Annotated in this window: 14 protein-coding genes and 2 pseudogenes; 7 read left to right on the top strand and 9 right to left on the bottom strand. The window is 70.6% G+C overall.

From position 1 onward, the window contains the following. Nucleotides 1-15: 15 nt before the first annotated feature. Nucleotides 16-798 (bottom strand): GntR family transcriptional regulator, encoded by a 783-nt coding sequence (locus tag RMT89_RS12685; RefSeq protein WP_315883809.1) that lies wholly within the window; start codon nt 796-798, stop codon nt 16-18. A gap of 165 nt (nt 799-963) precedes the next feature. Between RMT89_RS12685 and RMT89_RS12680 the strand changes: the two genes are divergently transcribed. The 4 genes from RMT89_RS12680 to RMT89_RS12665 all read left to right on the top strand — a co-directional run bounded on the left by RMT89_RS12680 (nt 964) and on the right by RMT89_RS12665 (nt 4,455). Beyond that, nucleotides 964-1,311, top strand: coding sequence for a hypothetical protein (locus tag RMT89_RS12680; RefSeq protein WP_315883808.1), 348 nt, complete (start codon nt 964-966; stop codon nt 1,309-1,311). Continuing rightward, nucleotides 1,311-2,612, top strand: a complete 1,302-nt coding sequence (locus tag RMT89_RS12675) for an FtsK/SpoIIIE domain-containing protein (RefSeq protein ID WP_315883829.1) — start codon at nt 1,311-1,313, stop codon at nt 2,610-2,612. The genes RMT89_RS12680 and RMT89_RS12675 overlap by 1 nt, the downstream gene beginning before the upstream one ends. Then, nucleotides 2,609-2,806, top strand: coding sequence for a hypothetical protein (locus RMT89_RS12670; protein ID WP_315883807.1), 198 nt, complete (start codon nt 2,609-2,611; stop codon nt 2,804-2,806). Before RMT89_RS12675 ends, RMT89_RS12670 begins: the two co-directional genes overlap by 4 nt. A gap of 299 nt (nt 2,807-3,105) precedes the next feature. Further along, entirely contained in the window at nt 3,106-4,455 is a 1,350-nt protein-coding gene (locus RMT89_RS12665) for a replication initiator (RefSeq protein ID WP_315883828.1), read from the top strand. Nucleotides 4,456-4,579: 124 nt separating this feature from the next. Here the strand turns inward: RMT89_RS12665 and RMT89_RS12660 are convergent, their stop codons facing one another. Then, complete coding sequence (locus tag RMT89_RS12660; RefSeq protein ID WP_315883806.1) at nt 4,580-6,058, bottom strand: recombinase family protein; 1,479 nt, start codon at nt 6,056-6,058, stop codon at nt 4,580-4,582. On the opposite strand from RMT89_RS12660, the pseudogene RMT89_RS12655 reads away from it, so the two are divergent. Next, nucleotides 6,055-6,177 (top strand): annotated as a pseudogene (locus RMT89_RS12655) (EamA family transporter); the annotation flags it as partial. The gene RMT89_RS12660 and the pseudogene RMT89_RS12655 sit on opposite strands and share 4 nt — an antisense overlap. Here RMT89_RS12655 and RMT89_RS12650 read toward each other — a convergent pair. Beyond that, complete coding sequence (locus tag RMT89_RS12650; protein ID WP_315883805.1) at nt 6,174-6,590, bottom strand: RidA family protein; 417 nt, start codon at nt 6,588-6,590, stop codon at nt 6,174-6,176. The pseudogene RMT89_RS12655 and the gene RMT89_RS12650 overlap by 4 nt on opposite strands. 106 nt (nt 6,591-6,696) lie before the next feature. On the opposite strand from RMT89_RS12650, the gene RMT89_RS12645 reads away from it, so the two are divergent. Further along, nucleotides 6,697-6,972, top strand: a complete 276-nt coding sequence (locus tag RMT89_RS12645) for a DUF1876 domain-containing protein (RefSeq protein WP_315883804.1) — start codon at nt 6,697-6,699, stop codon at nt 6,970-6,972. Between the two features lie 229 nt (nt 6,973-7,201). Here RMT89_RS12645 and RMT89_RS12640 read toward each other — a convergent pair whose 3' ends face one another. The 4 genes and pseudogenes from RMT89_RS12640 to RMT89_RS12625 all read right to left on the bottom strand — a co-directional run. Continuing rightward, on the bottom strand, nt 7,202-8,380 hold the full coding sequence (locus tag RMT89_RS12640; protein WP_315883803.1) for a serine hydrolase domain-containing protein: 1,179 nt from the start codon (nt 8,378-8,380) through the stop codon (nt 7,202-7,204). Between the two features lie 318 nt (nt 8,381-8,698). Further along, entirely contained in the window at nt 8,699-9,145 is a 447-nt protein-coding gene (locus RMT89_RS12635) for an organic hydroperoxide resistance protein (RefSeq protein WP_315883802.1), read from the bottom strand. Between the two features lie 171 nt (nt 9,146-9,316). Further along, the gene (locus RMT89_RS12630) at nt 9,317-9,778 is read right to left on the bottom strand and encodes a MarR family transcriptional regulator (RefSeq protein ID WP_315883801.1); all 462 of its coding nucleotides are present in this window, start codon (nt 9,776-9,778) and stop codon (nt 9,317-9,319) included. Beyond that, nucleotides 9,775-10,193 (bottom strand): annotated as a pseudogene (locus tag RMT89_RS12625) (energy-coupling factor ABC transporter ATP-binding protein); the annotation flags it as partial. The pseudogene RMT89_RS12625 and the gene RMT89_RS12630, both read right to left, overlap by 4 nt. Before the next feature lie 210 nt (nt 10,194-10,403). Between RMT89_RS12625 and RMT89_RS12620 the strand changes: the two are divergent. Next, nucleotides 10,404-10,766, top strand: coding sequence for an SsgA family sporulation/cell division regulator (locus tag RMT89_RS12620; protein WP_315883800.1), 363 nt, complete (start codon nt 10,404-10,406; stop codon nt 10,764-10,766). A gap of 22 nt (nt 10,767-10,788) precedes the next feature. Here RMT89_RS12620 and RMT89_RS12615 read toward each other — a convergent pair whose 3' ends face one another. Both RMT89_RS12615 and RMT89_RS12610 read right to left on the bottom strand, forming a co-directional pair. Continuing rightward, complete coding sequence (locus RMT89_RS12615; protein ID WP_315883799.1) at nt 10,789-12,453, bottom strand: penicillin-binding transpeptidase domain-containing protein; 1,665 nt, start codon at nt 12,451-12,453, stop codon at nt 10,789-10,791. Nucleotides 12,454-12,538: 85 nt separating this feature from the next. Further along, the gene (locus RMT89_RS12610; RefSeq protein WP_315883798.1) at nt 12,539-14,158 is read right to left on the bottom strand and encodes a penicillin-binding transpeptidase domain-containing protein; all 1,620 of its coding nucleotides are present in this window, start codon (nt 14,156-14,158) and stop codon (nt 12,539-12,541) included. Nucleotides 14,159-14,214 lie beyond the last annotated feature (56 nt).

Below are 14,214 nucleotides of genomic sequence, written 5' to 3'. Positions count from 1 at the left end.
GATGACCGCTCGGGGTCAGGAGGTACGGGTGCGCCGCGCGGGCTGCTTGTCGGCGGTGATCCGGTAGGCGAGTTCGGCACGGTCCGCGCCGAAGCGGAGCTCTTCGAGGAACAGCGGGCCGTCGTCGGCGCCGTGCGCGACACGGGCCACGTGCAGGACCGGAGTTGCGTCCGGGAGCTGGAGGGCGGTGCGCTCGTCGGGCAGCGGCATGTGCGCGCGTACGCTCTCGGTCCACGACAGTGCGTGCCCGGCCTGGGTGAGCAGCCGGTAGATCGCGGCCGGAGGCTTGCACGGCTCCTTGCTGAGCAGCGGCACGGCTTCGGCCACCTCGAAGGGGATCAGCGTGCGGTGCATGGCGCGCGTCCCGGTGCTCGGGTCGACGAGGAGGCGGTCGCAGCCGAACAAGGCTTCTTCCTTGTCGAGTTGGAGGAGTCGACCGGTGGTCTTCGTGGTGTGGGTGCGGTAGGTGCTCGGCTCCTCGGTCTCCTGCCAGATGTCACCGCCTGGCATGACGAACGTGCCGTCGGTGGTGCGGCTGATGCGGCGCTCGATCGTCAGGTGGGGCTGCCCGCTGGAGCGGACGAAGCTGCCCTTGCCGTGGCGGACGTCGATCAGGCCTTCCGCGCGCAGTGCCGCAATCGCGTTGCGGACGGTGGGGCGGGAGACGCCGTAGCGGGCCATGAGCTGGGACTCGGACGGCAGCAGGGCGTCGGGCGCGAACTCGCCGGACAGGATCGCTTCGCGGATGGCGGCGGCCACCTGCTGGTACAGGGCTCCGGGGCGCTGGATCTCTGACATCTCGGCATCTCCGGGTTGAGGTCGTAGGCACGTCGCACGCGCGACATCACTCGTCAGCATAAGTAGTTGCACTCTCGCCGTACAGGACTTCATAGTCGTAACTCGTAAGGACAAGTGACGTCGGCATATGGATCGGCGTCCTGACTGGCCAAGGAGGCCAACGAAATGCAGTCCATTCCCGTGGACACGGCGCGGCTCGGCGTACTGCGGTGCGCCATCGCGCCCGAAGCAAAGATCAGCAACCACGAGACACAGGAGGTGAAGAAGGACCGCGACGGCAACCCCGTCTACACCGTGGCCGTCACCGTGCGGCAGGACGGACGGAGGATCTCCGTCATCGAGATCGCCGTCAGTGGTGAGCCCAAGGGCATCCAAGAGGGCCAGATCGTCAAGGTCACCGGCCTGACGGCGTTCGCCTGGTCGATGGGCGAGCGGCACGGCGTCAGCTTCCGCGCGGACGCCATCACGCCCGTGCACGGCGGGTCGGCGCACGCAAAGGGCGGTGAGGCGTGATGGGTCCGGTCCTGCTCGCGTTCGCACTCGCCGCTCTCGCCTGGGTGCTCGTCGTCGGGGACCTGGTGCGCCGGCATCGTCCGGCCTGGCACTGGTACCTCGTCGGCTACCCCGTCACCGCATGCCGGGTCCTGGTGACCTGGCGCAAGGTGGCCATCCTCAACGACCTTGCCGTCTCCCGGCGTCCGCCTCGCGGGCTGCTCGGGGACCTGGTGGTCAAGGGCGATCCGCTGCGGCCGGTGGCTCCCCGGATCTCCTTCCCGCGCGCCACCCGCATAGGGCTGACCGTGACCGCGCGCCTGCATGCGGGCCAGACCCCGGCGGCGTACCTGAAGGCGGCCGATGCGCTGGTGCACGCGTGGAAGGTCCACGCCGTGCGCGTCACCTCCCCGGAACGGGGGCTGGTGCTGTTGACCGCGACTGCGTCGGATCCGCTTCAGCGGCCTGGCTTAGCCACGGCCCCGGCGGAGCTCCTCTCGGCGCTCATCGGTGTCCTGGAGTCGGGCGGTGCCTGGGTCATGAACCTGCGTCTCGTGCCGCACTGGCTCATTGCCGGGGCCACTCGCTCGGGCAAGTCCACGCTCCTGGCCCGGCTGATCACTCAGCTCGCGACGCAGCCTGTCGCCCTGGTCGGCATCGACTGCAAGGGCGGCATGGAACTTGGCCTGTTCGCCGGAAGGTTGAGCGCGCTGGCCACGTGCAGGCGTGAGGCGGTTGCCGTGCTGTCCGCGCTGGTCGTCGACATGCAGGACCGGATGAGCGCGTGTCGGTCGGCCGGGGTCCGCTCGATCTGGGAACTGCCCGAGAATCTCCGGCCCGTGCCGGTCGTTGTGATCGTCGACGAGATCGCGGAACTGTACCTGTCCGACGGCACGCGCGAGGCCAAGGCGGAGGCGGACCAGTGCTCCACGCTTCTGCTCCGCCTGGCCCAGCTCGGGGCCGCGCTCGGGCTGCACCTGGTCGTGGCCGGACAGCGGGTCGGCTCCGACCTCGGCCCCGGCGTCACCGCCCTGCGCGCTCAACTCGGGGGCCGTATCTGCCACCGCGTCAACGACCCCGGCACGGCAGAAATGACCCTGGGCGACCTGAACAAGGACGCCGTGACCGTCGCCCAGTCGATCACCGCGCAGGAACGGGGCGTGGCCGTGTGCACCGGCCCGGATGGCGGCTGGAGTCGTGCCCGCTCCCATCTCACACCGACCGAAGAGGCGGTGTCGACGGCCCGGAAGTACGCCGCGATGGCCCCGGAACTGCCCGCCATAGACCGCGCCCTGGCGGTGCTGGAAGGAGAAGCGAAGTGATCAGCACCGGCAGCGCGGTCTCACTCGTGGTGATCTTCGGGATCATCACCGCCCTCCTCGTCCGCTCCCACAGCGTCCGGGCCTGGGAAGCGATCTGCATCGCCCTGTTCGGCATGTACCTGGGCCAGACCCCGGTCAGCCTCACGGTCGACGGCATCGTGACCTGGTTCCTCACCGGCTTCAGCAACTTCTGACCAGGAAGGGACACCACTCATGCCCATGCCTCGCGTGAGGTGCCCGCACTGCAAGGGAGACGGGGCCCGCAGGACCTGGACCGGACGGCGTCGGCGCTGCCGCGTCTGCCGGGGCACCGGAACCATCCGCTGATACCCCGCCACACCACACCTGAACAGCAAGGGAGCCAACCCATGAGCGACCAGGCGCCACCACCCATCGACCGTGCCGCTTCGGCGGCCCACCCCGGAAGGTCACCACCATCACCCCGGAGTTCACCCCGGCTGACAGGCGCGCCGTTCTCGACCGCGCGGCGCGCCTGCGTCAGCTTTCCGAAGCAGACCGCGACGCGATACGCCTCGCCCAAGACCCGCAGTTCCCGCGCTGGCTGGAGCAGATCACCGCCACCGGCGGCTGCTCCCACCCCGTCCACCTAACCGGCTCGACCACCACCCTGGACGGTGCAACCGGCGAGATCCTCCACCACTACGACACCCGTACCGAACCCGGTGAACGCCTCCTCGTCCGCTGCCGCAACCGACGCGCCACCATCTGCCCGGCCTGCTCTCGTCTGCACGCCGGAGACACCTTCCACCTCGTCCGCGCAGGCCTCCTCGGCGGCAAGAACGTCCCTGCGTCGGTCCGCGACCGGCCCCGGCTCTTCGTCACCCTCACCGCCCCCTCGTTCGGCCCGGTCCACCGGTCCGGTGAGGTGTGCCGTCCTCGCCGAGACGGTGGCGCCTGCGAGCACGGCCGCTCCCTCGGCTGCGGCGGCGTCCACGCCCCCGACGCTCTGGCCGTCGGCCAACCGCTCTGCTCCGACTGCTACGACTACACCGGCCACGTGCTGTGGCACGCCCACGCCTCCAAGCTCTGGGACCGCTTCGTCATCGACGTGAGGCGGCGCCTCGCCTCCTCCGCCGGGCTCGTACAGTCCCGCTTCGCCCAGCACGCCCGGGTGTCCTTCGCCCGCGTCGCCGAATACCAGAAGCGGGCGGCCGTCCACGTGCACGCCATCGTCCGCCTCGACGGCCCGAACGGACCAGACGACGAACCCCCGCCCTGGGGCACGACGGACGTGCTCATCGATGCCGTACGGGCATCGGCCGGACGGGTCCTGGTCCGCACCCCTCACAGCCCGGCCGTCGGGGAACTCGACCTCCGTTGGGGCGCCCAGGTCGACGCTCGCCCCCTACGCGCCAACGGCGACGGCCCCGACGATGACGCCGTCGCCGCGTACGTCGCCAAATACGTCACCAAGGGCGCGACCGAGACAGGCGCTGGCACCGACTACCCGCTCACCACCTGGGCCGACATCGAGTCCGCACCCGTGAGCGCACACGTCCGCACCCTCATGCGCGCCTGCTGGCGCCTCGGGGGGCTGCCTGAGTATGCGCCCCTCCGTTTCCGGGCCTGGGCTCACACTCTCGGCTACCGGGGGCACATCCTGACCAAGTCCCGCGCCTACTCGACCACATACGCGGCTCTGCGTGCCGAGCGCGCCCGCCATGTAGGCCACGCCGACATCCCCGACACGGTCACCGATGCCCGCTGGCGCTACATCGGCTCCGGCCACACCCCCGGTGCCGCGCTCCTGGCTGCTGGAGTCGCCGAAGACATCGCCTCGAACCGCGAGATCGCCCGAGAAGAGCGTGAGGCGCCCCGGTGACGAGACGCCAGAGCGAGCAGTGGGTTCGGGCCGTCGAGCGCCAGGCGGCCAAGTTCCCCACACGAATAGGGCCGAAGAGCGCTGCGCGACTCGCGCGGCTCCTCGGCCCTGCTCGGAAGGATTCCTAGTCCAGCGGGTTCGGCTTGATGTCCACTCGGTCGGTGTCGAACCCCCTGCCCTTCCTCGTCGGAGGTCGGACGACCACGGCGGCGAACAGGAACAGGTAGATCGCGTTCATGCGCGCGTAGTCCTCCTCTTTCTCCAGCCTCTCCCAATTGGCTTCGGCGTCCGGTCCGGCGATCCCCTCCAGGACGACGATCGGTCGTTTGACGGTCTTCCGCTGGCGCTCCTTCATCCGCTTGAGGATGGGCGCACGCATGGACTGGAAGTCGGCGGTCGTGAAATCGTCATCGTTGAGCCACAGCTCTTTGAGCTCCTCCAGCCTCGCCCGGTCCTTCTCGTCCGCGAGAACGTCAGCCTCAGGGCGGGTGGTCGTGGCGGGCTCGCGGCCCGACGTGTCCAGTTTGGTCAGCACTTTGATCGCCACGTCCCGCGCAAAGGCTTCGAGAGGTCCGGCCGAGACGGAACGGTTGCACTTGGTCTGGCTGGTCTCGTCAGCGCGGGTGCACCGGTAGTAGGCGTAACGGCCGCTGTTCGTGCCAGCCATGCGTGCCCCGCATGAGCACGTCGCGACTCCCCGCAGAAGGTAGCGCCGGGTCGGTCGCTGCTGCTTGTCCCTGGAGCGCTCGGCCCGGTACTGCCTGAGCCGCTGGACCTCGTCCCACTGGCCTCGGTCGATGATGGCGGGCCACGTCCCAACCCCCACCTCTTCGCCCTGGTGGATCCGCACGCCTGCCACGAAGTTGGACGACAGCAGATGACGAACGTTGTCGGGCTGCCATGTCTTGCCCTTGGACGTGGTCACGCCCCGCCGGGTCAGGTGCTCGGCGATGTGCTGGGGTGACTCGCCATCCAGGTAGAGGCGGAAGACCTCGCGGACGATCTTCGCTTCCTCTTCGATGATCGCGCGGCCGTCGCTGGTGTAGCCGTACGGGCGGTTGCCCACGTGCGGTGTGCCCTCGCGCGCCTTGTCCTTCAGGGCGTCTTTCAGCCGTCGGGACGTGTCATCAGAAGAGCGGCACGCGTGGGCCACCTCGATGCGCAGGATGAACCTGTCGTCGGGGTCCGAAAGATCGCGCCGGTTCGCTTCGCCGTGCAGGAGGATCCGCTTGTCGTCGGCTATGGAGAGCAGCTCTTCAAGATCCTTTGGCTGCCGCATGAGGCGGTCGGGGTGGTAGACGATGACGTGCCGGATCTCCCCTTCCCCCATCGCCTCCAGCATCTCTTCCCACCCCGGCCGCTTGCGGTTGCGCTGCCATGCCGAACGGTTGTTGTCGACGTAGACGTGGGCAGACTCGACACGGAGCTGAAGTCGCTCGGCGATCTCTCGGCAGATGCGTTCCTGCCGGTCGACTCCGGTCTGATCCTCGTCCTTGGAGTGCGAGATACGGCAGTAGATCGCTGCGGGCTCGCCCGGCGTGACGGCTGCCCTCGCTAACTTTGATCGACTCATGCCAAATACTGTATGAGCCGGGTATGACATCGATCATCGTCGGGGCGGCGATCGGCGCCGTGTTCTTCAAGGAGAGGTTCGGGGCGCCGCGGATCGTGGCGGCGGGGTTGATGGTGGTGGGGATCGGGCTGATGCTGCGGGCGGGTTAGGAGCCGGTGCCGGGCCTGACGGCCACCGCGTCGACCTCGAAGAGCATCCCGGGCAGGGCGAGGGAGGCCACCCCGACCAGGGTCTGGGCGGGGAGACGGTCGCCGAAACGGGCGCTCAGCGCCTTGCCGAGCACCCTCAGCTTCCCCGGGTCGTGGTCCACGACGAAGGTGCCGAGCCGCACGACGTGCTCGAAGTCGAGGCCCACCCCGGCCAGCGCCGAGCGCAGCCGGTCGAGGGCGAGCTCCACCTGGGTGGCGAAGTCGCCGGGTACGGGGGCGCCGGAGGAGTCGGAGGCGTACTGGCCGGCGATGTGGACGATCTCGCCGGGGGCGGAGACGGCGTGGCTGTAGCCGAAGGGGGTGGGGTCGTGGAGCGTGGCCGGGTTGGTGATCGTGCGCTCGTCAGACGTCATGATCCACTCAACGCCCCGGAACCCGCCGCCCATTCCGTGCGGTTGCGGTGGTGTGGAACGTGGCTGAAGGAGCACCCTGGAAGCAAGTGTTCCGGAGGTGATCGTCATGATGCACACCGCAGTGGGATGGCACGTCGAGATGGAGTTCAGCGAGGACGACCAGCACACGCGAGCGGCGGCGCTGGTACGCCTGCCCGATGGCACCGAGGTCCGGGCCCAGGGCCACGCAAGCCGGCACCACACCGACGCGAATCAGCCACGCGTCGGTGAGGAGATCGCGGGCGCACGGGCACTGAACGAACTCGCCATGCAACTCCTGACGAAGGCGCATGGGGAGATCGACGCGGTGTCGGGGCGGACTTCGCACCCGATCCATGTATGAGAGAGCGCTGAGGCGCGCGGGCCCGGCTCGCGCGCCTGGCGTGAGCGGTTGGCGCGGGGGCGTGCGGATTGCTGCGCGCGGAAATGCGTGCGCGCCGCGCAGGGGCGCTGCCCCGGGCCCGGGGTGCGCGGAAGAGATTGCGCGCCGGACGTGAACGCGCTCGCCGCGACCCGGGCGGGCAACCGTCCGCACCGGGCCGGCCGAATCCCGACGGGGCGCCCGTGAAGGGCTACAGGCCCCGCGTGAGTGACTCTCGTACCGCGCGGACCAGTGCCTGGGCGCGGGGGTCCGCTGTCACCGTTTTGCGGAAGCCGTTGGTGACGTAGCCGAAGGCGATGCCCGAGGCCGGGTCGGCGAAGCCCAGGGAGCCGCCGCGGCCGGGGTGGCCGAAGGAGTCGGGGGAGAGGAACGGGGACGCGCTGCCGTGCAGCATGAACCCGAGGCCGAAGCGGGTGTTCACGACCAGGACCCGGTCAGGACCGGCCGACTCCTCCGTGCGGGCGAGCGCCCCCGTGGCCTCGTCGAAGAGGCGGACCCCGCCGACCTCGCCGATCAGGGCGGCGTAGACGCGCGCGAGCCCGTCGGCCGTGGCGATGCCGTTGGTGGCGGGCAGCGCGGTCGCCCGGTATGCCGGGTCGTTCTGGTCCGGGAAGGGAGTGATCGCGGCGAAGGCCCGGCGGGTGAGGGAGCCGGGGTCCGCGTAGGCCTCGGTGACCGAACGCTTGGGCCGGGCCCGCAGAACCGCCCCGGAGGAGGGCTCGGGCCCCTCGACACGGCCGACCCGGCCCGCCCGCCCCGCGGCTTCCTCCGCGGCCGGCAGCCCCAGCCAGAAGTCGGCGCCCAGCGGCCCGGCGATCTCCGCCGCGATCCACTCGCCGGCGCCCTGCCCGGTCACCCGGCGCACCAGCTCGTCCAGCATCCAGCCGTAGGTCAGCGCGTGATAGCCATGGTCGCTCCCCGGCTCCCACGCCGGGGCCTGCGCGGCGACCGCCTCGGGCCCCCTGGCCGGGTCGAGCGCCTCTTCCGGCGTGAGCGGACGGTCGAGCACCGGCAGCCCGGCCCGGTGGTTGAGCAACTGCCGGACCAGCACCCGCTCCTTGCCCCGCGCCTTGAACTCCGGCCAGTACTCACCCACCGGCGCGTCCACGTCCAGCAGCCCCCGCTGACGCAGCAGAAGGGGTACGGCGGCGGCGACGCCCTTGGTCGCCGAGCGCACGACCTGCGCGGTGCCGCGCTGCCAGGGAGCCGTGCCGTCGATGTCCCGGGTGCCGCCCCACAGGTCCACGACCGGGCGCCCGTCCCGGTAGACGGAGACGGCCGCGCCCCGCTCACCCAGCGCGTCGAAGTTCCGTGCGAACGCCTCCCTGACCGGCTCGAACCCGTCGGCGACCGTGCCGTTCACATCCACGCCCGTACATCCTCTCCGCCTGCCTGCGACAGCGCGTGCAACAACCGCCCGGCGCCTGCGATTCCTCGGCTCGGCAGCGGTCTCGCCGCCGCGTACGCCGCTCTCGCCGAGGACGACTCCGTCTCCCCCGGACGGAACCGGCGAGGACGCGGGCCGACTCGGTCATGGTGCCCCAGCCGGCATCGCCGCCGCCGTCGCATTCTTCTCGGCGGCCCCCGAGATGCCCGTCGGGACCTCCGCCGTGAGGTAGTCGTGCCATGCGCATGCTGTGGACGGGGTGTGGACGGTCCTCGGAGGGTTGCGGAGCCCGGCTCGGCCTCAGCCGAGCAGGATCGTCACGTCGATGTTGCCGCGGGTCGCGTTCGAGTACGGGCAGACCTCATGGGCGGCGTCGACCAGCTTGGCGGCCATGTCCGCGTCCAGTACCGGCAGGGAGACGCTCAGGGCGACCGCGAGTCCGTAGCCCTGCTGCTTGTTGGGGCCGATGCCGACCTTCGCGGCGACCGTGGAAGCGGACAGGTCGAAACCGGCCCTGCGGCCCACCAGGACCAGCGCGTTGTGGAAGCAGGAGCTGTAGCCGGCGGCGAACAGCTGCTCGGGGTTGGTGCCGTTGCCGTCGCCGCCGAGCTGGGGCGGCATCGCGACCCGCAGCTGCAACTGGCCGTCCTGGCTGGTCACATAGCCGTCCCGGCCGCCGTGCGCGGTGGCCTCCGCGACGTACATGATCTTCGTGGGACGCGTGTCGACAGCGGTGTCCTCGGTCATGGTCGTCCTCCCCCGGGAAAGAGTGCACACAAGTGCATCGTGCACAAGGTACTGGCCGGTAGGGAGGCAGGTGTGAGCAGGGGGTGGCAACCGTGGGTAACGTCGGATCGGGCGCGGGGCGCGGGGCGCGGGGTGCGGGGCGCGGGGCGCGGGGCGCGGGGTGCGGAAGACTCAGCGCGCGCGGTCCGCCGCCGCCTGCGCCTTCTCCGCGAGCCTCCACAACTCCTCGCGCAACCGCGCGATCTCCGCCCCGCCGAGCTCCGTCGCCGCGAGCAGGGCGCCCGGTACGCGCGCCGCGCGCTCTCTCAGTTCCTCCGCGCGCCCCGTGCACGCGACGAGCACCGAGCGCTCGTCGCCCGTCGCGCGCTCCCGCCGTACGAGCCCCGCGCTCTCCAGCCGCTTGAGCAACGGCGACACCGTGCCGTAGTCCAGCCGGAGCGCCCCCGCCAGCTCCTTCACCGTCGTCTCGCCCCGCTCCCACAGCACCAGCAGGACCAGATATTGCGGATACGTCAGACCGAGCTCGTCGAGCAGCGGCCGGTACGCGGCCGTCACCGCGCGCTGGGCCGCGTACAGCGCGAAGCACAGCTGCTCGTCGAGCAGCAGGGACCCAGGGGCCTCGTCGTCTCTCACGCGCCCATTGTCACGGACGGCCGGGAGCGGCAGGGACGGAAACGCGGGTCGAAACCGAAGGGCAGCTCCAGCCGGTGCGCGCGCATCAGGCGTAGGGCAGGCAGGTCGTGGGTGACCATGAGCACCGTCACGTCCAACGAGCGCAGGATGTCGGCCAGTTCGCGACGGGAGGCGGGGTCGAGGTTGGAGGACGGCTCGTCCAGCACCAGGATCTCCGGCTCCATCGCCAGCACCGTCGCCACGGCCACCCGGCGGCGCTGTCCGAAGGAGAGATGGTGCGGCGGCCGTTCCTTGAACTCCGCCATGCCGACCCGCGCGAGCGCCCGGTCCACGCGCTCCTCCAGCTCGGCGCCAGCCCGGCCGGCGCGGGAGCGAAGGCCACGTCCTCGCGGACCGTCGGCATGAAGAGCTGGTCGCGACCGAGGTGGGGGCGTCCACGAATCCGTCAGGCACATGCACCGTTCGATGACAGCGGCTTGTTGCGAAGGGCTTGCAAGAGCGTGTGACATGGAACAACCGGCGCAGAGTCTTCGGCCCGAGCGGCGCCCCGCGGGAAATGTGCGACATTGGAGAGGAAGCGGATTCACAGCTTTCGCACAGGTCGCTCAGCGTAAGGGGCCGTCCGATGTCCGTAGTCGAGCAGTACGCACGAGCCCACATCGTCACGGACGAGGACGTCGAGGTGCAGGAGGATCGCGGCGCGATACCCGTGATCCTGCGCTACGACCCCGAGCGCGACCCCCGCGAGGTGCGCTTCGGGCTGCCCGGGGCGCACGAATGGACCTGCGACCGGTCCCTGCTGGAGCAGGGCCTGCGCGCCCCCGCCGGCAGCGGCGAGGTACGGGTGTGGCCGTGCGGCCGGGTGCAGGCGGTGGTGGAGTTCCACTCCGACCACGGCGTCTCGGTCGTGCAGTTCGAGACGAAGTCGCTGCTGCGCTTCCTGCGCCGCACCTACATGGCGGCCGCCCAGCCCGTTGTACGCGGCTGAGCGGCCGCCCGGCAGCCCGGCCTCAGCCGCCCAGCTTCAGCAGCGCCGCCACGATCGGCCCCGCAGTCTCACCGCCGTGGCCGCCCGCCTGGACCACGCCCGCGGCCGCGAGGTCGCCCCGGTACGCGGTGAACCAGCCGTTCGGCTTCTTCTGACCGTCGACCTCCGCCGAGCCGGTCTTCGCGCCGACGTCACCGCTGACCCCGGACATCGCCTCGGCCGCCGTGCCGTAGGCCGCCGTGTAGGCCATCAGCTCGCGCAGCTGCGAGAGCGTGCCCGAGGACATCGTGCGCGAGGCCGTCGCGAGCTTGCGGCCGTCCACCTCGGCGGAGACCAGGTAGGGCTGGCGGAAGACGCCGGACTTCACCGTCGCGGACACCGACGCCATGTTCAGCGGGTTCATCCGCACCCCGCCCTGGCCGATCAGCTCGGCCGCCATCTGCGCCTGCGACTGCACCGGGACGGCGCCGTCGAAGGTCGAGACGCCCACGGACCAGTTGTTCAGGCCGAGCCCGAACACCTGCTGGGCGTGCTTGGTCAGGCTGTCGTCGTCCAGCTTGGGCGCCTGGCTGATGAAGGCGGTGTTGCAGGAGCGCGCGAAGCTCGCCTTGAAGGTGCCGCCCTTGATCTCGAACTTGTCGTTGTTCTGGAACTTCCAGCCTCCGTACCTGAAGTACTTCGGACACGGATGCGCCTTGTTCGCCGAGGCGAGCTTCTTCTCGATGAGGAGCGAGGAGGTGATGACCTTCATGGTGGAGCCGGGCGCGAGGGAACCCTGGAAGGCGGTGTTGAAGCCCTTGGAGGCGTTCGCGGCGGCCAGGATCTCGCCGGTGGAGGGGCGCAGCACGACCACCGAGGAGCGGGCCTTCTTGGCGACCTGGTCCTCGGCGGCGGCCTGGAGGGCGGGGCTCAGTGTCGTCTTCACCGTGCCCGGCGTGCCCTTGCTGAGCTCCAGCACCGTCTTGTCGGCCGACTTGGATCCCTTGCCGCGGACCACCCGCAGCTCGATGCCCGCCTTGCCGCCGGCGGACTTGCCGTACTTCTCGCGCAGCGAGTCCAGGATCGCGCCCACCGAGGGGTACTTTGCGGTGGTCAGCTCGCCCCCGTCCCGGTCGAGCGCCTTGACGGGCGGGGTCCCCGACTCCCCGGTGACCAGGGTGTCGCCGTCCTTGAGGTCCGGATGCACGACGGACGCCTGCCAGGCGACGACCGGCTCGCCGTCCGCCTCGCGCCGTACGACGGTCAGGGCGCTGTCGTACGTCAGCGGCTCGCTGAGCTTGTCGTACGTCACCGTGCCCTTGACGGAGAAGGGGACCTCGGCGCCGGTGGGGGTGCCCGCGGTGAGCGTGACGCCCTGGATACGGGCGTCCTTGGTGTAGCCGGTGAGCAGCTTGCGGGCCGCCGTCGCGTCGTCGGTGGCCGCGGCGGCCTCGGTGACCTTGCCCTGCTGCCAGGCGGTGAGGAAGGCACGGGAGGCGGTGGCGACCTCCTTGGCGGACAGCGGGCCCGTCTTGACCGCCTTGTCGTCGGCGGTCGCCGACTGCGTACGGTCATCGGCCGCCGACGAGCCGCCGTACAGCGCGTACCCGCCGATCCCGGCGCCGACGACGACCACGGCGATCGTCCCGCCGACCAGCACGGCGGGACTCGTCTTCCGTCGCTCGGCGACGCGCTTCCTCTTGCCCACTGTTGTCCGTTCCTCCGCGATTCCCCAGGGTCCCCGTCAGCCCAACGACGGCACCACCCTAGAGTCCCGTCCTCATCGGGTGACTTCAGCCACCCGCCGCCAGCACGGCCTTCACGATCGGGCCCGCAGCCTCGCCGCCGCGTCCGCCGGACACGCTCATCGCCGCCGCGGCGACATCGCCCCGGAACCCGGTGAACCAGCTGTTCGCGGTCTGTCCGTCCACCTCCGCGGAGCCCGTCTTCGCGCCTGTGTCACCGCCGAGCCCGGACATCACGTCCCGGGCCGTGCCCTGGGTCGCCGTGAGCCGCATCATCTGCTTGAGCTGATACGCGGTGCTCGCCTCCAGACCCTTGGCGGTGGCCAGTTCACGGCCGTCCAGGTCGGGGGAGACGAGATACGGCTGCCGGAAGGTTCCGGTGATCGCGGTGGCTGTGACGGACGCCATGTTCAGCGGGCTCATCTGGACCTGGCCCTGGCCGATGGCGTTGGCCGCCCGGTCCGGGCCTGTCGAGGCGGGCACGCTGCCGTCGAAGGAGGAGATGCCGGTCTTCCAGTTGTCCTTGCCGAGCCCGAACGCCTCCTGCGCCTCCGCCATCAGGGAGGCGTCGGTGAGCGGGTCCTCGTCCACGAGCTTGATGAAGCCGGTGTTGCAGGAGCGCATGAAGGTGTCGGCGAGCGTGGCGCTCATGTCGGCCTGCAGACCCGGGAGGTTCTTGAACGTCTGGCTCTGCCAGGTGGCGGTGTCCGGGCACGGCGCCGGGCCGTTCATCGAGGCGACACCGTTGTCGATCAGCATCGCCGCCGTGATGATCTTCATCGTGGAGCCGGGCGCGACCCGGCCCTCGAAGGCGGCGTTGAACGCGTCCTTGCGGTGGTTCGCCACCGCCAGCACCTCGCCCGTGCTCGGCTTGACGGCCACCACCGACGACTCGGCGTAGCTCTTCACCGCCTTCTCGGCCGCCGCCTGCACACCCGCGCTGAGCGTGGTGCGCAGCTTGCCCGCCTTGCCCTCGGCGAGGGTGAGCAGCGGGGTGTCGGCGACGCCCTCGGCCGCGTGCCTGATCACCAGCTCGACACCCGGAGTGCCGCCGGCTTTGTCGCCGTAGCGCTCGCGCAGGGTGTCCAGGACCGGGCCGAGGGAGGGGTACTCCGCCTTCGTCAGCACCTGGCCGTCGCGGTCCACGGCCTCGATGGGCGCGCTCTTCGACTCACCGGTGACGAGGGTGTCGTCCTTCTTCAGCTCCGGATGGATCACGGCCGGATCCCAGTCGACGAGCGCCTTCCCGGAGGTCTTGCCCCGCACGACCTTGAGCTCGCTGTCGTAGCTGAGCGGCTTGGATGTCCCGTCGTACGACACCTTCGCCTCGACCGAGAAGGGCACGACCCCGCCGTTCGCCTCCCCCGGCGTGATCTTCACGTCCGTGATGTGCGCGTCCTGCCCGTACGCGGTCAGCAGCGGCTCGGCGGCCTGGGCGAAGTCGGTGTACGCCGCCGCCTCGGCCGCCTGCCCCCGCTCCCAGGCCGCGAAGAACTTCTCGGAGGTCTCCTCGACCTCGCCCCCGCTCGGCGGCCCGGTCTTCACAGCCGCGGGCCCGCCCCCGTCCCCGTTCAGCGCGGATACGACGTTGTACGCGCCGTATCCGGCACCGCCCACCATCACCGCGAACACTCCGCCGATGACGGTGACCTTCACCCCCTTGCCCATCGGGCCGTCCCCTCCCCGTTTCCCCATTGGTCTTCGCACTGTAAGGGGAGGGTGTG

Origin of the sequence: Streptomyces sp. P17 (assembly GCF_032436805.1) — a bacterium.
Classification (GTDB): Bacteria; Actinomycetota; Actinomycetes; order Streptomycetales; family Streptomycetaceae; genus Streptomyces.
This window is presented reverse-complemented; position numbering and strand designations above follow the sequence as displayed.